This window comes from Pseudomonas vranovensis (assembly GCF_040438935.1).
Taxonomy (GTDB): Bacteria; Pseudomonadota; Gammaproteobacteria; order Pseudomonadales; family Pseudomonadaceae; genus Aquipseudomonas; species Aquipseudomonas vranovensis.
In genome coordinates this window covers 1,454,267-1,475,187 of sequence record NZ_CP159259.1, presented here as the reverse complement: position 1 = coordinate 1,475,187, position 20,921 = coordinate 1,454,267, and the positions used below count along the sequence as shown (strand labels likewise).

17 protein-coding genes are annotated in these 20,921 nt (G+C 62.2%); 11 read left to right on the top strand and 6 right to left on the bottom strand.

What is annotated here, in order from left to right; all coding sequences use genetic code 11:
* Positions 1-7: 7 nt before the first annotated feature.
* Positions 8-2,032 (bottom strand): alpha-1,4-glucan--maltose-1-phosphate maltosyltransferase, encoded by a 2,025-nt coding sequence (locus tag ABVN19_RS06980; RefSeq protein WP_105642609.1) that lies wholly within the window; start codon positions 2,030-2,032, stop codon positions 8-10.
* 142 nt (positions 2,033-2,174) lie between these two features.
* Here ABVN19_RS06980 and ABVN19_RS06975 point away from each other — a divergent pair, with 142 nt between their 5' ends.
* Positions 2,175-2,336 (top strand): hypothetical protein, encoded by a 162-nt coding sequence (locus ABVN19_RS06975; RefSeq protein ID WP_167332088.1) that lies wholly within the window; start codon positions 2,175-2,177, stop codon positions 2,334-2,336.
* Between the two features lie 83 nt (positions 2,337-2,419).
* Here ABVN19_RS06975 and ABVN19_RS06970 read toward each other — a convergent pair whose 3' ends face one another.
* Positions 2,420-4,093, bottom strand: a complete 1,674-nt coding sequence (locus tag ABVN19_RS06970; RefSeq protein WP_105642610.1) for an AMP-binding protein — start codon at positions 4,091-4,093, stop codon at positions 2,420-2,422.
* Positions 4,094-4,293: 200 nt separating this feature from the next.
* Between ABVN19_RS06970 and ABVN19_RS06965 the strand changes: the two genes are divergently transcribed.
* From ABVN19_RS06965 to ABVN19_RS06950, 4 genes are all read left to right on the top strand, one after another.
* Positions 4,294-5,457: an isovaleryl-CoA dehydrogenase gene (locus ABVN19_RS06965; RefSeq protein WP_028941915.1), complete on the top strand. Its 1,164-nt coding sequence runs from the start codon at positions 4,294-4,296 to the stop codon at positions 5,455-5,457.
* Between the two features lie 109 nt (positions 5,458-5,566).
* Positions 5,567-7,171 (top strand): carboxyl transferase domain-containing protein, encoded by a 1,605-nt coding sequence (locus tag ABVN19_RS06960; RefSeq protein WP_028941914.1) that lies wholly within the window; start codon positions 5,567-5,569, stop codon positions 7,169-7,171.
* A 2-nt stretch (positions 7,172-7,173) separates the two neighbouring features.
* Positions 7,174-7,992, top strand: coding sequence for a gamma-carboxygeranoyl-CoA hydratase (locus tag ABVN19_RS06955; protein ID WP_028941913.1), 819 nt, complete (start codon positions 7,174-7,176; stop codon positions 7,990-7,992).
* The gene (locus tag ABVN19_RS06950; RefSeq protein ID WP_105642611.1) at positions 7,989-9,944 is read left to right on the top strand and encodes an acetyl/propionyl/methylcrotonyl-CoA carboxylase subunit alpha; all 1,956 of its coding nucleotides are present in this window, start codon (positions 7,989-7,991) and stop codon (positions 9,942-9,944) included. Before ABVN19_RS06955 ends, ABVN19_RS06950 begins: the two co-directional genes overlap by 4 nt.
* Positions 9,945-10,004: 60 nt before the next feature.
* On the opposite strand, the gene ABVN19_RS06945 is transcribed toward ABVN19_RS06950, so the two are convergent.
* Positions 10,005-10,667: a S24 family peptidase gene (locus ABVN19_RS06945; RefSeq protein WP_028941911.1), complete on the bottom strand. Its 663-nt coding sequence runs from the start codon at positions 10,665-10,667 to the stop codon at positions 10,005-10,007.
* Positions 10,668-10,798: 131 nt separating this feature from the next.
* On the opposite strand from ABVN19_RS06945, the gene ABVN19_RS06940 reads away from it, so the two are divergent.
* Entirely contained in the window at positions 10,799-11,143 is a 345-nt protein-coding gene (locus ABVN19_RS06940; protein ID WP_146117350.1) for a hypothetical protein, read from the top strand.
* 200 nt (positions 11,144-11,343) lie between these two features.
* Here the strand turns inward: ABVN19_RS06940 and ABVN19_RS06935 are convergent, their stop codons facing one another.
* Positions 11,344-11,532 carry a hypothetical protein gene (locus ABVN19_RS06935; protein WP_146117351.1) on the bottom strand — a complete coding sequence of 63 codons (189 nt, stop codon included), beginning with the start codon at positions 11,530-11,532 and terminating at the stop codon, positions 11,344-11,346.
* 40 nt (positions 11,533-11,572) lie between these two features.
* Here ABVN19_RS06935 and ABVN19_RS06930 point away from each other — a divergent pair, with 40 nt between their 5' ends.
* Positions 11,573-12,085 carry a DUF4880 domain-containing protein gene (locus tag ABVN19_RS06930; RefSeq protein WP_028941908.1) on the top strand — a complete coding sequence of 171 codons (513 nt, stop codon included), beginning with the start codon at positions 11,573-11,575 and terminating at the stop codon, positions 12,083-12,085.
* 48 nt (positions 12,086-12,133) lie between these two features.
* Positions 12,134-13,282, top strand: coding sequence for a M14-type cytosolic carboxypeptidase (locus tag ABVN19_RS06925; RefSeq protein WP_028941907.1), 1,149 nt, complete (start codon positions 12,134-12,136; stop codon positions 13,280-13,282).
* Between the two features lie 25 nt (positions 13,283-13,307).
* On the opposite strand, the gene ABVN19_RS06920 is transcribed toward ABVN19_RS06925, so the two are convergent.
* Positions 13,308-13,805, bottom strand: a complete 498-nt coding sequence (locus tag ABVN19_RS06920; protein ID WP_028941906.1) for a PaaI family thioesterase — start codon at positions 13,803-13,805, stop codon at positions 13,308-13,310.
* Positions 13,806-13,923: 118 nt separating this feature from the next.
* On the bottom strand, positions 13,924-15,336 hold the full coding sequence (locus ABVN19_RS06915) for an amino acid permease (protein ID WP_028941905.1): 1,413 nt from the start codon (positions 15,334-15,336) through the stop codon (positions 13,924-13,926).
* A gap of 334 nt (positions 15,337-15,670) precedes the next feature.
* On the opposite strand from ABVN19_RS06915, the gene ABVN19_RS06910 reads away from it, so the two are divergent.
* The 3 genes from ABVN19_RS06910 (at position 15,671) to ABVN19_RS06900 (ending at position 20,905) form a co-directional block, all read left to right on the top strand.
* Complete coding sequence (locus tag ABVN19_RS06910) at positions 15,671-16,576, top strand: LysR substrate-binding domain-containing protein (protein WP_028941904.1); 906 nt, start codon at positions 15,671-15,673, stop codon at positions 16,574-16,576.
* Between the two features lie 92 nt (positions 16,577-16,668).
* On the top strand, positions 16,669-17,910 hold the full coding sequence (locus ABVN19_RS06905) for an aspartate aminotransferase family protein (RefSeq protein WP_105642612.1): 1,242 nt from the start codon (positions 16,669-16,671) through the stop codon (positions 17,908-17,910).
* A gap of 127 nt (positions 17,911-18,037) precedes the next feature.
* A complete protein-coding gene (locus tag ABVN19_RS06900; RefSeq protein ID WP_105642613.1) occupies positions 18,038-20,905 on the top strand; it encodes an HD domain-containing phosphohydrolase in 2,868 nt (955 codons plus the stop codon).
* Positions 20,906-20,921: the final 16 nt, after the last annotated feature.

Below are 20,921 nucleotides of genomic sequence, written 5' to 3'. Positions count from 1 at the left end.
CTCCTTTCTAGAGGGCTTTTTCGATACGCCAGATTCCGAACGGCAGGTGCCAGGGCTCGATGCGCATCCATTGGGTCTTGCCGTGCCAGGTCCAGCGGTGGCCGGTCATCAGGTCTTCACCGAAGGTGTCGGCGTTGTCATCCAGGCCCAGCTCCCACAGCGGCAACTCGAAGTGCGCCTCCTGGGCGTTGTGCGGGTCGAGGCTGATGGCGATGAGGATGAAGTTGTCGCGCTCGGCGGTACGCTTGCCGAAATACACGATGTTGTCGTTCCAGGCATTGAAGAACGCCACGCCCAGGTGGGTCTGCAGCGCCGGGTTCTGGCGGCGGATGCGGTTGAGCTGAGCGATTTCGGCAATGATGTTGCCCGGCTGGGTGAAGTCCCGCGGGCGGAGCTGGTACTTCTCCGAATCCAGGTATTCCTCTTTGCCCGGTATCGGCGTGGCCTCGCACAGTTCGAACCCCGAGTACATGCCCCACAACCCCGAGCCCATGGTGGCCAGGGCGGCGCGAATGAGGAACCCGGCGCGACCGGACTCGTGGAGAAAATACGGGTTGATGTCGGGGGTGTTGACGAAGAAGTTGGGGCGGTAGCAATAGCGCCAGGGTGGCTGGTTGAGCTCCTCGAAATAAGTTTGCAGCTCGGCCTTGGTGTTGCGCCAGGTGAAGTAGGTGTAGCTCTGCGAATAGCCGACCTTGCCCAGGCGCGCCATCATCGCTGGCTTGGTGAAGGCTTCAGCGAGGAAGATCACCTCCGGGTGCTGGCTGCGGATGTTGGCGATCATCCAGTGCCAGAACGGCAACGGCTTGGTGTGCGGGTTGTCGACCCGGAACATCTTCACCCCTTCCTGTACCCAGCCCAGCACCACATCGCGCAGAGCCAGCCACAAGGCCGGCACGGCATCGGCGGCATAGAAGTCGACGTTGACGATGTCCTGATACTTTTTCGGCGGATTTTCCGCGTAGCGAATCGTGCCGTCCGGGCGCCAGGAGAACCAGCCGGGATGCTCTTTCAGCCAGGGGTGCTCCTGGGAACACTGGATGGCGAAGTCCAGAGCGATCTCCAGGCCGTGCTCGGCGGCAGCAGCCACCAGTCGACGAAAGTCCTCGCGGCTGCCCAGTTGCGGGTGGATGGCTTCGTGTCCGCCCTCTTCATTGCCGATGGCGTAGGGGCTGCCCGGGTCGCCGGGCTCGGCCTGCAGGGCGTTGTTGCGGCCCTTGCGGTGGCGTACGCCGATGGGGTGAATGGGCGGGAAATACAACACATCGAAGCCCATGTCGCGGATCATCGGCAGGCGTTCATGCACATCGTTGAAGGTGCCGTGCCGCTCGGGGTCGTCAGTGATCGAGCGGGGAAACAGCTCGTACCAGCTGGCAAACAGCGCCTGGCGCCGCTCCACATCCAGGGGGTATTCCGGACTGCGGCTCAGGAAGGTGCGGTGATCGGCTTCGCGCATCAAGCTGGCAGTATTGGCATGCAGCAACTGCGCCACCTGCTCTTCGTGGGTCAGGGTTGGCAGCGCCAGGCGCAGCCCTTGCAGCTGTTCGCGCAACAAGCCCTGGCTGCGTTCGATATTGTGATCAAGCAGCAGCAAGCCTTCCTGCAACTCCAATGGCACGGGTACGCCTGCATTGAATTTTTTCTCAAGGTCATGGCAATACGTGGCGAAGGGGTCGATCCAGGCTTCGATGCTGAACAGGTGCCGACCTTGCTCGATAACGGTGAACTCGGCCTGCCACAGGTCATTGCCAGCGAACGTCATCGGCACGCAGTGCCAGCGCCGGCTGTGGGCCTGGCGCCAATTGAGCATCACCGCCAGTGCATCGTGGCCATCACTGTAGACCTTGCTGCTGACCTGCACCGCCTCCCCCACCACCGCCTTGACCGCGAACAGGCCGCCATCGAGCAGAGGCTGGGTATTTTCGATCGCGATCCTGGGTTCGAGCAGGGCCTGAGACAGGCTGATGGCCTGGTCGGCGTGGTCATTGGCCGGGGCTGTACGGTCGGTTTCGAAGGGCTCATCGCGGGTCATCGATCCTTGCTCCGTTACGAGGTAGGCGTAAGAGTTCAGAGCAGATGGGCGGCGTGGGGTTCAAAAAAAATGAGCGATTGGCGCCCGGTGCAGTCGAAAACAACTGAGCCCGTCATCCATAACCCCCTTGCGAGGTCAGGCCATGAACATTCCCATCCCGGCAGAAACGCCCGATCCGAATATCGACGACCCGACGCTGCCACCCGAGGTGCCGGAGGAAGAGCCCGATGAATTGCCGGTCACACCGACGGTGCCACCCACCGTGGGCGACCCGCCCAGTGACGAGCCGCCGGTGAAAGCGTAGACGATCGCGGGGCAAGCCCGCTCCCACAAAGCCCACCGCTGTGGGGGCGGCGGTGCGACGGCTCGACTTGCCCCGCGACGGCCTCAACCCCTGGCCAGCTCCTCGATGCTGATCTCGCGCATCCTGAACTTCTGCACCTTGCCGGTCACCGTCATCGGGAACTCGTCGACAAAACGGAAGTAACGCGGGGTCTTGAAGTGGGCAATGCGGCTCTTGCACCACTGCTGTAGCTCGATCTCGCTGACGCTGTGGCCGGGGTGGAACTTGATCCAGGCAACGATCTCCTCGCCATAGCGCTCGTCCGGAATACCGATCACCTGCACATCGGCCACCGCGGGGTGGGTGAAGAAGAACTCCTCCAGCTCCCGTGGATAAATGTTCTCGCCACCGCGGATGATCATGTCCTTGTTGCGCCCGGCGATACACACGTACCCCGCCTCGTTCATGGTCGCCAGGTCGCCGGTGTGCATCCAGCCGGCCGGGTCGATGGCTTCGAGGGTCGCGTCGGGGTTGCCCCAGTAGCCCAGCATCACGCTGTAGCCACGCGTACACAGCTCGCCAATGGTGCCGCGCGGCACGATGCAGCCGTGCTCGTCGACAATCTTGCTTTCCAGCTGCGGCTGGGTACGCCCTACCGTGGTGACACGCAGCTCCAGGTCGTCATCGGGACCTGTCTGCAGCGACACCGGGCTGGTCTCGGTCATACCGTAGGCAATCTGCACCTCGCTCATGTGCAACTGATCGATCACCCGGCGCATCACCTCGATCGGGCAGGTGGCCCCGGCCATGATCCCGGTGCGCAGGCTCGACAGGTCGCGCTCGGTGCGCTGGGGGTGGTCGAGCATGGCGATGAACATGGTCGGCACACCGTAGAGCGCGGTGGCCTTTTCCTGGGCGACGGTGTCCAGGGTCAGCAACGGGTCGAAGGCGTCGTTGGGGTAGATCATGGTGCTGCCGTGGGTGATGCAGCCCAGGTTGCCCATGACCATGCCGAAGCAGTGGTACAACGGCACCGGGATCACCATGCGGTCGTGCTCGGTCAGGCCCAGGCTTTCACCGACCATGTAGCCGTTATTGAGGATGTTGTAGTGACTGAGGGTGGCCCCCTTGGGGAAGCCGGTGGTGCCGGAGGTGTACTGGATGTTGACCGGTTGATCGAACTGCAGGCTGTGCTGGCGGGCCAGGTAGTCGTCCGGGGTGGTATGCGCCGCCAAGGCTGCCAACTGCTCCCAGGCCAGGAAGCCTGCCGGTGGCGCGGCATCGAGGCTGATCAGCCCGCGCAGGGCCGGCAACAGCTCGCTGCAGAACTCGCCAGGCACTTGATCGCCGAGCTCGGGCAACAGCTCACCGAGCATGGCGTGGTAATCGGAGGTCTTGAAGGCACCGGCGCAGATCAACCACTGGCAACCCGACTGTTTGAGCACATACTCAAGCTCGCTGGTGCGATAGGCGGGGTTGATATTGACCAGGATCACGCCGATCTTGGCGCTGGCGAACTGGGCAATGCACCACTCGGCGCAGTTGGGTGCCCAGATACCCAGGCGGTCGCCGGTCTTGAGCCCCAGGGCCATCAGCGCCCGGGCGTGACAGTCAACGCTGTCGGCCAGTTGCTGCCAGCTGTAGCGCAACTGCTGGTGGCGCACCACCAGAGCCTCGCGCTGGGCAAAATGCGACACAGTATTGTCAAACGCCTGGCCGATAGTCATGGCCAGCAAGGGCTTATCCTGGCGCCCCTGGGTATAGCTCGGTTGATTCATGGCGGTCCCTTGTTGTGGTTGTTCTGGGAACTGATTCAAGCGGGTCCTACTCTGGCTGATATTTACGTTAACGTAAAGGTCATGGCGCGATTGACAGTGACCGACCGCAGGTTTACGTTAACGTAAAGGTGATTGATAGACCTGTAGCCGCGGGCTTGCCCCGCGATACTCCTGAAATCCAAGAACAAAAAGGTGCCCACATGCGTTATCCGACCCTGAACTTCGCCCTCGGCGAAACCATCGACATGCTGCGCGACCAGGTACAGTCTTTCGTCGCCGCCGAACTGGCACCTCGCGCCGCACAGATCGACCAGGACAACCTGTTCCCCGCCGACATGTGGCGCAAGTTCGGCGACATGGGCCTGTTGGGCATCACCGTCTCCGAAGAATACGGCGGCGCCGGCCTGGGCTACCTGGCCCACGTGGTGGCCATGGAAGAAATCAGTCGTGGCTCGGCCTCGGTCGCCCTCTCCTACGGCGCCCACTCCAACCTCTGCGTCAACCAGATCAACCGCAACGGCAACGCCGAGCAAAAAGCCAAGTACCTGCCCAAGCTGATCAGCGGCGAGCACATCGGTGCCCTGGCCATGAGCGAGCCCAATGCCGGCTCCGACGTGGTGTCAATGAAGCTGCGCGCCGAAGCATGTGGCGACCATTTCGTCCTCAACGGCAGCAAGACCTGGATCACCAACGGTCCCGACGCCAACACCTATGTGATCTACGCCAAGACCGACCTGGACAAGGGCCCTCACGGCATCACCGCCTTTATTGTCGAGCGTGACTTCAAGGGCTTCAGCCGCAGCAACAAATTCGACAAGCTGGGTATGCGCGGCTCCAACACCTGCGAACTGTTTTTCGACAACGTCGAAGTACCCAGGGAAAACATCCTCGGCGCCCTCAACGGTGGCGTAAAAGTGCTGATGAGCGGCCTGGACTATGAACGCGTTGTGCTCTCCGGTGGCCCGACCGGGATCATGCAGGCCTGTATGGACCTGGTCGTGCCCTACATCCACGACCGCAAGCAGTTCGGCCAGAGCATCGGTGAATTCCAGCTGATCCAGGGCAAGATCGCCGACATGTACACCCAGCTCAACGCCAGCCGTGCCTACCTGTACGCCGTGGCCCAGGCGTGCGACCGCAGCGAGACCACTCGCAAGGACGCCGCCGGGGTGATCCTCTATACCGCCGAGCGCGCTACCCAGATGGCCCTGGAGGCTATCCAGATCCTTGGTGGCAACGGCTACATCAACGAGTTCCCGGCCGGTCGCCTGCTGCGCGACGCCAAGCTCTATGAAATCGGCGCAGGCACCAGCGAGATTCGCCGGATGCTGATCGGGCGCGAACTGTTCAACGAAACCCGCTGAGCGAGTCAGCGGTTAGCTTCAAGCGACAAGCTGCAAGTAAAAGCAGTTGTAGCGCCGATCAACTCTTGCAGCTTGAAGCTTGCCGCTTGAAGCTGCGCCAGGAGCCCCGATGATTCTGAAATCCCATTTGAACCCCCGCGCTCCCGAGTTCGCCCAGAACAGCGCGGCCATGCTCGAGCAAGTCCAGGGCCTTCGCACGCTGCTGGCCAAGGTCCACCAGGGCGGCGGCCACAAGGCCCAGGAGCGGCACACCTCGCGAGGCAAATTGCTGCCGCGCGATCGCATCGACCACTTGCTCGACGCCGGTTCGCCGTTCCTGGAAATCGGCCAGTTGGCCGCACATGAGGTGTACGGCGAGGACGTACCGGCAGCAGGCGTGATTGCCGGCATCGGCCGAGTCGAAGGCGTCGAATGCATGATCGTGGCCAACGACGCCACGGTCAAAGGCGGCTCCTACTACCCGCTGACGGTAAAAAAGCACCTGCGTGCCCAGGCCATCGCCTTGCAGAACCGCCTGCCCTGCCTGTACCTGGTGGACTCCGGCGGTGCCAACCTGCCGCGCCAGGACGAGGTGTTCCCGGACCGCGAGCACTTCGGGCGAATTTTCTTCAACCAGGCCAACATGAGTGCCTTGGGCATTCCGCAGATCGCCGTGGTCATGGGTTCATGCACTGCAGGCGGCGCCTATGTGCCAGCCATGGCCGACGAAGCGATCATGGTGCGCCAGCAGGCCACGATCTTTCTGGCCGGCCCGCCGCTGGTCAAGGCGGCCACCGGTGAAGTGGTCAGCGCCGAGGACCTGGGCGGTGCCGATGTACATTGCAAGACCAGCGGCGTGGCCGACCACTATGCCGACAACGACGAACACGCCCTGGCCATCGCTCGGCGCTGCGTGGCCAACCTCAACTGGCAGAAGCTCGGCACCTTGCAGCAACGGGCACCGATCGCGCCGCTGTACGACGCCCAGGAGCTGTACGGCGTGGTGCCGGCCGATGCCAAGCAACCGTTCGATGTGCGCGAGGTGATTGCCCGGCTGGTGGACGGTTCGGTGTTCGACGAGTTCAAGGCACTGTTCGGCACCACTTTGGTGTGCGGCTTTGCCCACCTGCACGGTTACCCGATCGCCATCCTGGCCAACAACGGCATCCTGTTCGCGGAGGCTGCGCAAAAAGGCGCGCACTTTATCGAACTGGCCTGCCAGCGCGGCATTCCCTTGCTGTTTTTGCAGAACATCACCGGCTTCATGGTGGGTCAGAAGTACGAAGCCGGCGGTATCGCCAAGCATGGCGCCAAACTGGTGACCGCCGTGGCCTGTGCCCGGGTACCGAAGTTCACCGTGATCATCGGTGGCAGTTTCGGTGCCGGCAACTACGGCATGTGCGGCCGCGCCTACGACCCACGGTTCCTGTGGATGTGGCCCAATGCACGCATCGGTGTCATGGGCGCCGAACAAGCCGCCGGCGTGCTGGCCCAGGTCAAGCGCGAGCAGAGCGAGCGTAGCGGCCAGCCGTTCAGCGCCGAGGACGAGGCACGGCTCAAGCAGCCGATCCTCGATCAGTACGAACACCAGGGCCACCCGTACTACTCCAGCGCCCGCCTGTGGGATGACGGCGTCATCGACCCGGCACAAACCCGCGACGTACTGGGCCTGGCATTGTCCGCAGCCCTCAACGCACCGATCGAACAAAGCCGTTTCGGCATTTTCCGGATGTGAGCATGAGCGACTTCACTACCCTTGAACTGAACAAGGACTCCCGTGGTTTCGCCACCCTGTGGCTGAGCCGGGAAGACAAGAACAACGCCTTCAACGCCCAGATGATCCGCGAGCTGATCCTGGCCATCGACCAGATCGCCGCCGACGCCAGCTTGCGCTTCGTCCTGCTGCGCGGCCGTGGCCGGCATTTCAGCGCAGGCGCCGACCTGGCCTGGATGCAGCAATCGGCAGCGCTTGACTACAACACCAACCTGGACGATGCCCGCGAGCTGGCAGAGCTGATGTACAACCTGGCCAAGCTCAAGGTACCGACTCTGGCCGTGGTCCAGGGCGCAGCCTTTGGCGGCGCACTGGGCCTGATCAGTTGCTGCGACATGGCCATCGGCACCCGCGAGGCACAACTGTGCCTGTCGGAAGTACGCATCGGCCTGGCGCCTGCGGTGATCAGCCCGTTCGTGGTACAGGCCATGGGCGAGCGCGCCGCACGTCGCTATGCCCTGACCGCCGAGCGCTTCAGTGGCGAGCGCGCCCGTGAACTGGGCTTGCTGGCCGAGGCGTACCCGGCCGCCGAGCTTGAGCAACAGGTCGAACTGTGGATCGACAACCTGCTGCTCAACAGCCCCCAGGCCATGCGTGCCAGCAAAGAGTTGCTGCGTGAAGTGGGTCACGGCGAGCTGACCCCTGCCCTGCGCCGCTACTGCGAGAATGCCATCGCCCGTATCCGCGTGAGCCCCGAGGGCCAGGAAGGCTTGCGCGCCTTCCTGGAAAAACGCACACCCGCCTGGCAGGGCGAACCGTCGAACAAGGAGCCGCGCCCATGACCCGCACGCCATTGACTACCCTGCTGGTTGCCAACCGCGGCGAGATCGCTTGCCGGGTGATGCGCACCGCCAAGGCCCTGGGCCTGACCACCGTGGCCGTACACAGCGCCATCGACCGTGAAGCGCGGCACAGCCGTGAAGCCGATATCCGCGTTGACCTGGGTGGAGCCAAGGCCGCCGAAAGCTACCTGGACATCGACAAGCTGCTGGCCGCGGCCAAGGCCAGCGGCGCCCAGGCGATTCACCCGGGTTACGGCTTCCTGTCGGAGAACGCGGGCTTCGCCCGTGCCATCGAAGCGGCCGGGCTGATCTTCCTCGGCCCGCCGGCCAGCGCTATCGACGCGATGGGCAGCAAGTCGGCCGCCAAGGCCCTGATGGAGCAAGCCGGCGTCCCCCTGGTGCCGGGCTACCACGGTGAAGCCCAGGACCTGGAAACCTTCCGCGCTGCCGCCGAGACCATCGGCTACCCGGTGCTGCTCAAGGCCACCGCTGGGGGTGGCGGCAAGGGCATGAAGGTGGTCGAAAGCGAAAGCCAGCTGGCCGAAGCCCTGGCCTCGGCCCAGCGTGAAGCGCAGTCGTCGTTTGGCGATGCGCGCATGCTGGTGGAGAAGTACGTACTCAAGCCGCGTCACGTAGAGATCCAGGTATTCGCCGACCAGCACGGCAACTGCCTGTACCTCAATGAGCGCGACTGCTCGATCCAGCGCCGCCACCAGAAAGTCGTCGAGGAGGCCCCGGCACCAGGCCTGAGCCCGGCCCAGCGCCAGGCCATGGGCGAAGCGGCGGTCAAGGCCGCCCAGGCCATTGGTTATGTCGGCGCCGGTACCGTCGAATTCCTGCTCGATGCCCGCGGCGAATTCTTCTTCATGGAAATGAACACCCGCCTGCAGGTGGAGCACCCGGTGACCGAAGCCATTACCGGCCTGGACCTGGTGGCCTGGCAGATCCGCGTGGCTTGCGGCGAGCCATTGCCGATCACCCAGGAACAAGTGCCGCTCAATGGCCACGCCATCGAAGTACGCCTGTACGCAGAAGACCCCGCCAACGACTTCCTCCCTGCTACCGGGCAACTGGTGCTGTACCGCGAGTCGGCGCCGGGTGAAGGGCGCCGGGTCGACAGTGGCGTCAGTGAAGGCGACAGCATCTCGCCGTTCTACGACCCGATGCTGGGCAAGCTGATCGCCTGGGGCCAGACCCGCGAACAGGCACGCCTGCGCTTGCTGGCGATGCTCGATGAGTTCGCCATTGGCGGGCTGAAAACCAACATCGCGTTTCTGCGGCGGATCCTTGCGCACCCGGCGTTCGCCGAGGCCGAGCTCGATACCGGTTTCATCCCGCGCTATCAGGAACAGTTGTTGCCAGCCACCCAGCCACTGCCCGCCGCGTTCTGGCAGGCCGCGGCTGAAGCCTGGATTCAGAGCCAGCCGGTCCAGCACCGTGGCGATGATCGCCACTCGCCCTGGGCGGCAAACGCGGGCTTGCGCCTGGGCGTGCCGGCGCACATCAGCCTGCACTTGAATTGCAACGGCCAGGACCAGGCCGTGGGGCTCAGTCATGCGGCTGCGCCAACGCTGACACTGGACGGCGAACAGCTAGTGATCGAGCAGGATGGCCTGCGCCGTCGGCACTTGGCAATCCGTCGCGGCACCACCCTCTATCTGCAGTGGGACGGCGAGCTGCACGCGGTGACCCCGTTTGACCCGATTGCCGAGGCCGATGCCAGTCACAGCCACCAGGGCGGCCTGAGTGCGCCCATGAACGGCAGTATCGTGCGGGTATTGGTCGAGGTAGGGCAGACGGTTGAAGCGGGTGCTCAATTGGTGGTGCTGGAAGCCATGAAGATGGAACACAGCATTCGCGCAGCGCACGCCGGGACGGTCAAGGCGCTGTTTTGCCAGGAAGGCGAGATGGTCAGTGAAGGGGCTGTGCTGGTGGAGCTGCAAGAAGACTGAAAACACATCGCGGGACAAGTTCGCTCCTACTGTAGGAGCGAACTTGTCCCGCGATGCCGTTCAAAACCTCACAAACGCCTGCACCACCACACCCAGCACTTCACACTGCGCCGTGAACACTGCCTTGGGGTACGTCGGATTGAGGGGTTTCAGGTAGCGTTGGCCACCCTCCTCGATCAGTTGGCGAAAAACCGGGCCCGTGCGATCGGGCAAGCGGGCGATCACCAGCTTGCCCGGCGCGACGCTCACGCCCGTATCCACCAGGATCAGCATGCCCTCCGGCACACTCAAGCCCATTGGCGCGGTCATCGCATCGCCTTCCACCGGCAACCAGAACGTTCGCCCCAACGCGACATGGTCCGACGACTGGCGCACGCAAGGCCTTGTAGGCTCGATCGTCTCCAGGCCATCCCAGGACAGGATCGGGTAGCGAAAATACAGATCGTGCTTCTGGTGCTCCAGGTCCAGGGTTGCCGCCGATGTACCGGGCAGCACACCATAAGTGCCGCTGGTTTCCGACGTGTGCGAGGGAAACACCATCTGCAATGGCGGCAAGCCGACCTCGATCAGAATCTGGTTCAGCACCCTGAGCCTGGGCTCGCGTTCTTCGCGCAACCAATGCCCGACTGCACCCTGGGTGACCCCGATGCGTTCGGCGAGATTCTCCTGCGTGACTTTGAGTTCACGCATCCTGGCCTTGACCAGATCAGTCCAATTATCCATCGCTGGCACGATACGGACTGCTCCCTGACGCTCAATACACAAATTGTAGTATTTAAAAAGCGGTCACAACTACATTACGTATTATTATTCGCGCCTACCTTAGATCGCTTACCCATATGGCAGGTAGCCGAATGAAACAGACACTTCCTGAAATGGATATCAACCTGGATAACGAAGCACTGAGCACGAGCGACGCTGCCCGCAAAGCGCTGGATTTCTACCTCAATCCAACACCGGTGATACCGACAGCGGAGGAACCCTGGTTGATTCCGCGAGGAACCCTCAGCGGCCCTGAAGCGGCCGAACGTGCCGTGCAGTTGCTGCTGTGTGCCGAAGCCACCGCCTGCGAGTCGGCCAACGGGTTGCAGGGAAGGCCGCGACAACTGGCCTTGGCCGTGGTGCACATGATCAGCCTGGCCAAGGCCATGGTCGAACACCTGCCCACCGAACAGCGGTGTAGAGGGACAGAAAGCTAACGTGGGAAGTCGCTGCAATGACGGCGCCAGCGCCGCTCATTCAAGGAGGGAGCGCATTCGGTAAAGTTTTTTTACGGAATGACGGAAAATTCATTTGACTTGCAAATGATAACGATTATTATTGCTCACAACTGGTCGCGAGACTGGTTGGATAAACTGAAAGCCCTTAGGTCGGACTCTCAGATTATCTCCTCATCAGGCTAATCACGGTTTTTGACCCGGCTTTTTGCCGGGTCTTTTTTTTGGCTCTTCAGGCTAATGAAGGCGGGTGCTGCTTGAATGGCCGCGATGATAGCAAATGAATGTCTCATCGTGAAGGATGTAACGGCGCTTTGCAGAATTAGCACTTGAGAATCAATCTCGTTAAGACTAAGCTGTTGCAGCGTCACGGAGGACGCCCCCTTCCCCCTCTGAGCAAGGAGCTTGTACATGACACGTCTGCTGCTGCCCCTTGAGCATCAACCCGAATCCCAGCACCTTGCGGACGACACCCTGCTGCAACACCTGAAGAAGCTGCCGCGTCGCGTCCAGCAAGTCTTCCTCCTCAGCCGCCTCGACCAACTGAGCTTTGCCAGCATCGCCGAACGCCTGAGCCTGCCAGCACTGACTGTCGAACGCCACATGAACCAGGCCCTGCAGAGCGTACGCCCGCAAGGCGACGTCCTCGCGAGCATGGCCGGGCAATGGTATGTACGCTTGCAGAGCCCGCAGGTGACGGCCAGCGAGCGCATCGACTTTCGCCGCTGGCTGGACGCCGCCCCCGAACATCGCGAAGCCTTCCACGCCACCGAACTGCGCTGGCGCACCTTGCTGGCGCCGGCGCAGCGACTGGGGCACGACGCCTGGTACCGCGAGCCACGCGCGGCCTTGTCGGTGGGCGGTTGCTCGGTGGCCATAGGCCTGGGTCTGGCAGCATTGGCAGCGATCGGTTTCTGGTCCTGATCCAGGCGTGTAGAGTGGGTGCCACAACAACTCTACAGGTGCCTGGTGATGACTGTGACGCTGCCCCCTCTGCATATCGACTGCGATTTCGATTCCGGCAATATCCTGATCAACGATGCCAGTGACCCGCGCCTGACCCGCCTGGCTATACGGCCCGACACCCACAGCGGTCACTTCCAGTGGTTTCATTTCAAGGCCAGCGGCCTGACCCCAGGCCAGCAGCACGGCTTCGTCCTGGAGAACGCCGGCCAGTCATCCTATAACGGGGCGTGGACGGGCTACCAGGCAGTGGCATCCTACGATCAGCAGCACTGGTTCCGCGTCCCCACCCGCTTTGATGGCAAAGCCCTGAGCTTTGATCTTGCCGCCGAGCAGCCACAGGCCTGGTTCGCCTATTTCGAGCCCTACCCCCGCTCCCGCCACAACCAATTGATCGAACGCGCCAAGCACTTGCCGGGTGTCGAACTGTTGGCCACCGGCCGCAGCATTGAAGGTCGTGATATTCCCTTGCTGCGCGCAGGCGACAGTGCGCCCGGCAAACGCAAGCTGTGGCTGATTGCCCAACAGCACCCGGGCGAACACATGGCTGAATGGTTCATGGAAGGCGTGATCGATCGCCTGGAGCACAATGACCCGACGCTGCAGGCGTTGCTCCAGCGAGCCGACCTTTATTTGATCCCCAACATGAACCCCGATGGCGCCTTCCGTGGCCACCTGCGTACCAATTTCGCCGGCCAGGACCTCAACCGCGCCTGGCAGAGCGCAAGTATCGACAAGAGCCCGGAAGTGTTCTTCGCCCAGTCGCAAATGAAGCAGCACGGCGTCGACCTGTTCCTGGATGTACACGGCGACGAAGAAATCCCGCATGTGTTCACCGCCGGCTGCGAAGGCAACCCTGGCTACACCCCGCGCCTGGCTGAACTGGAGAAAACCTTCCGCGACAGCCTGTGCAAACGCACGGTGGACTTCCAGCAGGTTCACGGTTATCCGCGCTCGGCACCGGGCCAGGCCAACCTGACCCTGGGTGCCAACAGCGTCGGCCAGGCCTACGACTGCTTGTCGCTGACCCTGGAGATGCCCTTCAAGGACCACGACGACGCCCCCAACCCGCAAACGGGCTGGAACGGCCGACGCTCCAAGGATCTGGCTGACGCCGTGCTGGATGTCCTGGGACAGATGGTCGACACCCTGCGCTGAGGCGTGTCGACCGCTTTGATTGGCTTCAAGCCTGACCGTGGGCCTTGTGCTTGAGCTTCTCGGTGTCGACCCGCACGAACACCGAGTCGGCCGTCACGGTCAGCACATCACCGGCCCACACCTCGCAGATCACCCGGCTCTTGCGCCCTACCTCACCTTCGACCCGGGCCTTGAGCAGCAACTCGACCCCCATGGGTGTCGGCTTGAGGTAGGTCAGGCTCAATTGCCCTGTCACGCAGTCCAGGCGTGGCAGACTGCCGGGTTCACGGCCTTCGGCGCGGTAGTGGTAAGCCATGGCCGTCCAGTTGGAATGGCAGTCGACCAGCATCGCCAGCAGCCCGCCGTACACCAGCCCCGGCCATCCGAGAAAGGTGCTGTCCGGTGAGTGCCGGCAGATCAGGTGAATACCGTCCTCGTCCCAATGACTTTTAACGTGCAAGCCGCTTGGGTGGGAACAACCGCAGCCATAGCAGACGCCTTCGGGTGCGGCCAGTTCCTGGAGGGATAGCAGGTGGTTACTCATAAGCTTCCTGATTGTCTGTTTTAGAGGGAAAGCGAGGGTTGATAGTAACGTCGTGTAACGCAAAAGCCCATGAACCGGTCATGGGCTTTTTTGCGCTTCAACCTTGCAAAAGTGCGGGCTAGGCGCCTTTGCCCGATACCGCCGGTTGACCTGCCAGGGCGCTGGAGCCCGCTTTGCGCCGGGTCAGCGAGATCAGCAGAATGGCCAGGGTAACGCCTGCAGTCATCAGGGTTTCATAGCGGTAGGCCGGGCTGATCAGCATGTACCCCAGCACGGTGACGATTAGGCCGATCACCAGCCATGTGAGCCACGGGAACAACCACATTTTGAAGGCCAGTTCGGTACCTGCACGGTCGGTGATAGCACGCATACGCAGCTGCGATACGGCGATCACCAGGTACACCAGTAGAGCGATGGCACCCGTGGTCGAGAGCAGGAAGCCAAACACTTTGCCGGGGAACACATAGTTGACCAGGCATCCGGCAAACCCTGCAAAAGTCGAGAGGATCACCGCCACGGTGGGTACGCCGTTGCCGGAAATACGCTTGGTCATTTTCAGCGCCTCGCCGCGTGAGCCCAGCGAGTAGAGCATACGCGAAGCGGTGTAGAGTCCCGAGTTCATGCAACTGGTCACCGCCACCAGGACCACCAGGTCAACCAGCAACTTGGCCCCCGGTACGTTCAGCACTTCCAGCACGCGCTGGAACGAGCCCACGGATTTGAGCCCCGGGTCATTCCAGGCCACCAGCGAGACAATGAAGAAGATCGACACGATGTAGAAAATCGCGATGCGGTAGACCACCAGGTTGGTGGCCTTGCGGATCTTGTCTTTGGGGTTGGCGGTTTCGTCGGCTGCAATGGTGACGATCTCGGCACCAAAGAACGAGAAAATGGTCACCAGTACGCCGCCCAGCACCGCGCCGAAGCCGTTGGGCATGAAGCCCCCGTTGGCCCACAACTGGCTGACCCCGGAGGTCTGCTGCGCCAGTGGCCACACTCCGAACACCGCCAGGGTGCACACGCCGATGAAGGCCAGGATCGCCACCACCTTGATCAGGGCGAACCAGTACTCGAACTCACCGAAGTTCTTTACGCTGATCAGGTTGGTGCACGACAGCACGATCATGATCAGAAACGCGAACAGCCAGGACGGCACACCGGGGAAATAGGCATGGAGGATGTCGGCGCCGGCAATGGCTTCGACCGGGATGATCAGCACCCAGAACCACCAGTACAACCAGCCGATGGTAAAGCCGGCCCAGGGGCCGATGGCCTGGCTTGCGTACGTTGAGAACGAGCCACTGTTCGGGTTGGCGATGGCCATCTCACCCAGCATGCGCATCACCAGCAGCACCAGCAGGCCGGTCATGGCGTAGGAGATCAGGATGGCTGGCCCGGCCGTGGCGATGGCAGTGGATGAGCCGATGAACAGTCCGGCGCCAATGATTCCGGCAATGGAAATCATCGACACCTGACGGGAGGTCAGGCCATGTTGCAGCGAACGCTGTTTCTTTTGTTGTAGCGATGCCATGTTCAACCCTCAACTGGGTATGCCGCTGCACATCAGCGCAGCCGACAGGAATAGAGCAGATTTTTATTTTAAGGAGGACGCTTGTTGTTATCCGCGGCTCGTCCCACGCCGAATAAAAGTTATTCTCACCGGTGAAAAAAATGAACTTTGCGAGCAGGAAAAGACGGCCAGTTAGTTACCCTGGCCACTAAGGTTTGCCTACTGTGAATTTCAGTTGAAATCCTTGATGCGGGTCAGTATTAATCTAGAGGGCCGCCTGTCACAAACGACCTTTTAGAAACACATGATTCCATTACGGAATGACCTCACGCCTTTTTCGCCGGATTGACCGCCCATGTCCAAACGCCTGATGCCCTCGACCACCGCCCTGCAGTGCTTCGAAGCCGCCGCCCGGCACCTGAGCTTCACCCGCGCCGCCCAGGAACTGCACCTGACCCAGAGCGCGGTCAGCAAGCAGGTCGCCCAGCTTGAAGACATGCTCAGTCATCCCTTGTTCCAGCGCATTCGCCGGCGCCTGCACCTGACCCCGGCCGGCGCCCTGTACCTGACCGAGGTAAACAAGATCCTGGTCCAGCTGGACATGTCCAGCCGCTACATCCTCAGCTATGGCGGCGAAACCGAAGTACTGCGCATTGCCACCCAGCCAACCTTCGGCGAGCGCTGGCTGGTGCCCAACCTCAAGGGCTTTGGTGAGCGTTACCCGCGCATTCACCTGGACGTACGCAACGCACTTGAGCCCTTCGACCTGGTCCAGGCCAAGGCCGATATCGCCTTCTTCTTCGGCCAGGGCACCTGGCCCGGGGCAACCTGCATCGAGCTGTTCAACGAACAGGTGGTACCGGTGTGTTCACCGCAACTGCTGGCCCGCCACAGCTTCGACAGCGCCAGCGCCCTCACCGCGCACCGCCTGCTGCAATGCACATCGCGCCCGGAAGCCTGGCACGAATGGTTCCAGGGCCAGGGCCTGCACAGCGAAAACAGCTACCATGGCCCGCGATTCGACACCTTTTCCATGTGCATCCGCGCAGCCCAGGCCGGCTGCGGTATCGCGCTGATACCCCAGTACCTGGTGGCTGAGGAGCTGCAGGAGGGCAAACTGGTGATCGCCTGGGCACACGCCAAGCCCAGCGAGGGCTCGCACTTCATTGCCCATGCTGAACATGCCGCCGAAGTGCCCAAGGTGCGGGCGTTCGTTCAGTGGATCAACGAGCGTGTCCGTTTCCAGGGGAAACTTCAATAATTGCCGGAATGATTCCAATCCTTTAATTCGTTTGCGCGCCTGTCGGTTGTCTCGCTTATATACCGGCATAACTAATCAGAGGCCGCGTGCATATGAGCCACGAATTTATCAGTCAGTCCATCTCCGTAGTTCATCCGATAACGCTGTCCCACGGAAAAAACGCGGAAGTCTGGGATACCCACGGCAAGCGGTATATAGATTTTGTCGGCGGTATTGGCGTATTGAACCTGGGCCATTGCAACCCGAGTATTGTCGCGGCGATCCAGCATCAGGCCACACGCCTCACCCACTACGCATTCAATGCCGCCGGGCATGAGCCGTACATTGAACTGATGCAGCGCCTGGCAGCGTTCGTACCGGTGTCCTACCCGTTGAGCGGCATGCTCACCAACAGTGGCGCAGAGGCGGCGGAGAACGCCCTGAAAATTGCCCGGGGCGCTACGGGCAAGACGGCGATCATCGCCTTCGACGGTGGCTTTCACGGTCGCACCCTGGCTACCCTGAACCTCAACGGCAAGGTAGCCCCTTACAAGCAGCGGGTCGGCGTACTGCCGGGACCGGTGTATCACCTGCCCTTCCCCAGCGCCGATACCGGCGTGACCAGCGAACAGGCTCTGGCGGCCCTGGAGCGGCTGTTCAGTGTCGAGATCGATGTCGACGAAGTGGCGGCAGTGATCTTCGAACCGGTACAGGGCGAAGGCGGCTTCCTGGCCATGGAACCGGCCTTTGCCCAGGCGCTTCGCAGCTTCTGCGATCGTCATGGGATTGTGCTGATTGCCGACGAGATCCAGTCCGGTTTCGGTCGCACCGGCCAGCGCTTTGCCTTCCCCCGCCTGGGCATCGAACCCGACCTGCTGCTGGTGGCCAAGAGCATCGCCGGCGGCATGCCGCTGGGGGCCGTACTTGGGCGCAAGGACCTGCTCGACAACCTGCCCAAGGGCGGCTTGGGTGGCACCTATTCGGGTAACCCGATGGCCTGCGCTGCGGCCCTCTCGACCCTCGAACAGCTGACGGATGCCAACCTCGCCGCCTGGGGCGAGCTGCAGGAAAGCGCCATTGTCAGCCGCTACCAGCGCTGGCAGGCGCAGAAGCTGTCGCCCTGCCTGGGCCGTCTGACGGGAACCGGTGCCATGCGCGGCATCGAGCTGGTCGATGCCAACGGCGCGCCCGCCCCCGCGCAACTGGCCCGGGTGCTGGAAGCGGCCCGGGACGCCGGGCTGCTGCTGATGCCCAGCGGCAAGTCACGGCACATCATCCGCCTGCTTGCCCCGCTGACGATCGAGCCTGAGGTACTGAACGAGGGGCTGGACATTCTTGAACGCTGCCTCAGGTAGCGTTCACTGGCGTCAGGCGCCCGGACAATCGCTGGTCTAGCATTGTCTTACCCATGCGCCGCCGGTATTGGCCTATGTGGAACTGAACAGCAGTTATCACCCTGCGTGCCAATAAAGGTTCTCCGCCATGAACAGACCCCGTCGCGGGTTCTCCCTGCAGGTGCTCATCGGCCTGGCGATCATGGTCAGTACCCTGCTGCTCTGCGGGGTGCTGGCCTATCAGGGCTATCACGGCATCAAGCAGGCGCTGGTGGCCGCCTCGGCAGATTCCACGCACCAGTTGGGCCGCACCATCAACGAGCGCGCCCAACGCTTGATCGACCCGGTGCTCAGTACCATCCGCCTGCTGGCCTATGACCCTATCTCCCAGGCCCGCACTCTGTCACAGCGCCTCGACCGCCTGCCCTTGCTGGTGGCGAGCCTGAACGCCAACTCAACGCTCAGTGCGGTGTATGTCGGCTATCCCAATGGTGAGTTCCTGCTGGTGCGCGAGCTGCGCAACGCTACCGAGAAACACGACCTGCAAGCCCCGCCGGGCTCGGCCTACCTGGTACAGAGCATCAGCCAGGACAGCGCCGGCCAGATGCAGGGCGAATGGCGTTTCTACGACCTGCAACTGATGCAGCTCAAAAGCGTCGCCAAGCCTGATTACCGCTTCGACCCACGCACCCGTGGCTGGTTTGTCACGGGCATGGAGTCCGCAACTGCCGTGCTGACAGAACCCTATGTGTTCTTTACCACCCGAGAAATCGGCCTGACGGTAGCGCAGCGCAGTGTCGACGGTGCGGCAGTGATGGGCATGGATGCCTCGGTCAATGACCTGGGCGGCGAAGTCAAAGACCTGCGCATGACCCCCGGTACCGAAATGGCCGTGGTGGACAGTAAAGGTAACGTGATCATTTACCCGGATCTGCAGCGAGTGGTGGTCAGGGAGGGAGAAAAGCTGCGCTTGTCGCGACTGGACGAGCTGGGGGTAAGCAGCCTGGACTGGTTGCTGGCCAATGACCACAAGGGCCTGGACCCCATCCGCTATCATTCCGCCGGCCAGGACTGGTATGGCATTCAGGTGCCCTTGTCGTCCTTTATCCAGCATGACATCCGAATGCTTATTGCCATACCGGCCAGCGAACTGCTGACTGGCGCGCGCCGTGCGCTGCTCGAAGCGGCGCTATGGGCAGGCGCCTTGACTGCCCTGTTATTGATGGCGGGCTGGGCGCTGTCCCAGCGCATCGCGCAACCGTTGCAGGCGCTGACTCATCAGGTGCGGGCACTGGCCGGGTTCGATTTTGCCCAGAAGGTGGGAGTCAAGTCGCGGATCACCGAGGTGGGCGAGCTCAGCCAGGTGCTGGGCAGCATGTCGCGCACCATCAACAATTTTCAGGCCATCACCCTGGCCCTCAGCCGGGAAACCGACCTCGACAAGATGCTCGAGCAGGTGCTGGGGCAACTGGTGGACGCCACATGCGTCGAAGGCGGCGCGATATATCTGCACCGGGAAGAATCCCAAGTCCTGCAACTGGCGGCCCATTGCCGCAGTGACCCGTTCCCCCCGGAACTGCACCTGGCGACCCATTGCCCGGAAGCACTCAATACCGCTGTGGCTCGGGCGCTGCCGAGCCAGGTACACCCGCTGACTGTTGCGCTGAACGACCGCAGCGAGCGTCTGCTTGGCATCCTGGTACTGCAACTGGGGCCCGCCCAGCAGCAGCCGGGCGGCGTGCAGCAACCGTTCCGCCAGTTCGTCCAGGAATTGTCCGGGGCTGCGGCTGTTGCCATCGAAACGCGCCAACTGATCGAAACCCAGCAACGCCTGCTGGACGCCATCATCAAGCTGCTGGCCGACGCCACCGACGCCAAGAGCCCCTACACCGGCGGCCACTGCCAGCGGGTACCGCAGCTGGCCGAAATGTTGCTGGACAAGGTGATCGAAACCCAAAGTGGTCCTTATGCCGATTACCGCATGAGTGAAATCGAGCGGTATGAATTCAGGATCGCTGCGTGGCTGCATGACTGCGGCAAGGTCACCAGCCCCGAATACGTGGTCGATAAAGCCACCAAGCTGGAGACGCTGTACAACCGCATCCATGAAATCCGTACCCGCTTCGAAGTGCTGTGGCGCGACGCCGAACTGGAGCACTGCAAAGCCCTGGCCGCCGGCGGCGATCAACAGGCACTGCAAACGGCCCTCGACCGTCAAAGGGCCACGCTTCAAGAGGAGTTTGCCTTTGTTGCCACTGCCAACATCGGTGGCGAGTTCATGAGTAACGAGGCTATCGAACGCCTCCAGCAGATCGGCGCGCGGCGCTGGGTCCGGCATTTCGACAACCGCCTGGGCGTGTCCCGTGACGAAGCCGAGCGCCTGGCAACGGCGCCGTCGCCTGCCTTGCCGGTGCAAGAGACATTGCTGGCCGACCGCGCCGACCATCTCGTGCCCTGGGGCGAACGCAAGCCACCGGTGGACAAGCACGATCCGCGCAATATCTGGGGCTTCGACATGCGCTTGCCGGCGCAGGCCTACAATTATGGCGAGCTGTACAACCTCTCCATCCGCCGCGGCACCTTGACCGACGAAGAGCGCTTCAAGATCAACGAACACATCGTGCAGACGATCATCATGCTCAACACCTTGCCGTTGCCGAGCCACCTCAAACGCGTGCCCTCCATTGCCGGCAACCATCACGAAAAGATGGACGGTACCGGTTACCCGCGCCGCCTGCACAAGGACGACATGAGCATCGCCGAACGGGTGATGGCCATCGCCGACATCTTTGAAGCACTCAGCGCGGCGGACCGGCCTTACAAAACGGCCAAGACCCTCTCCGAGTCCGTGAAGATCCTCAGTTTCATGGCCCGCGACCAGCATATCGATGCAGAGCTGTTTCGCCTGTTCCTCACCAGTGGCGTGTATCGCCAGTACGGTGAGCAGTTCCTTGGGCGCGATCAGCTCGACGAGGTGGATATCGAGCCCTATTTGGCGGCGCTGGATAGCGCTTGACGGCGTCGCCCCTACC

Coding starts and splice junctions, on each gene's coding strand:
- ABVN19_RS06980 (WP_105642609.1), bottom strand. CDS start 2,032: ATGACCCGCGATGAGCCCTTCGAAACCGACCGTACAGCCCCGGCCAAT.
- ABVN19_RS06975 (WP_167332088.1), top strand. CDS start 2,175: ATGAACATTCCCATCCCGGCAGAAACGCCCGATCCGAATATCGACGAC.
- ABVN19_RS06970 (WP_105642610.1), bottom strand. CDS start 4,093: ATGAATCAACCGAGCTATACCCAGGGGCGCCAGGATAAGCCCTTGCTG.
- ABVN19_RS06965 (WP_028941915.1), top strand. CDS start 4,294: ATGCGTTATCCGACCCTGAACTTCGCCCTCGGCGAAACCATCGACATG.
- ABVN19_RS06960 (WP_028941914.1), top strand. CDS start 5,567: ATGATTCTGAAATCCCATTTGAACCCCCGCGCTCCCGAGTTCGCCCAG.
- ABVN19_RS06955 (WP_028941913.1), top strand. CDS start 7,174: ATGAGCGACTTCACTACCCTTGAACTGAACAAGGACTCCCGTGGTTTC.
- ABVN19_RS06950 (WP_105642611.1), top strand. CDS start 7,989: ATGACCCGCACGCCATTGACTACCCTGCTGGTTGCCAACCGCGGCGAG.
- ABVN19_RS06945 (WP_028941911.1), bottom strand. CDS start 10,667: ATGGATAATTGGACTGATCTGGTCAAGGCCAGGATGCGTGAACTCAAA.
- ABVN19_RS06940 (WP_146117350.1), top strand. CDS start 10,799: ATGAAACAGACACTTCCTGAAATGGATATCAACCTGGATAACGAAGCA.
- ABVN19_RS06930 (WP_028941908.1), top strand. CDS start 11,573: ATGACACGTCTGCTGCTGCCCCTTGAGCATCAACCCGAATCCCAGCAC.
- ABVN19_RS06925 (WP_028941907.1), top strand. CDS start 12,134: ATGACTGTGACGCTGCCCCCTCTGCATATCGACTGCGATTTCGATTCC.
- ABVN19_RS06920 (WP_028941906.1), bottom strand. CDS start 13,805: ATGAGTAACCACCTGCTATCCCTCCAGGAACTGGCCGCACCCGAAGGC.
- ABVN19_RS06915 (WP_028941905.1), bottom strand. CDS start 15,336: ATGGCATCGCTACAACAAAAGAAACAGCGTTCGCTGCAACATGGCCTG.
- ABVN19_RS06910 (WP_028941904.1), top strand. CDS start 15,671: ATGTCCAAACGCCTGATGCCCTCGACCACCGCCCTGCAGTGCTTCGAA.
- ABVN19_RS06905 (WP_105642612.1), top strand. CDS start 16,669: ATGAGCCACGAATTTATCAGTCAGTCCATCTCCGTAGTTCATCCGATA.
- ABVN19_RS06900 (WP_105642613.1), top strand. CDS start 18,038: ATGAACAGACCCCGTCGCGGGTTCTCCCTGCAGGTGCTCATCGGCCTG.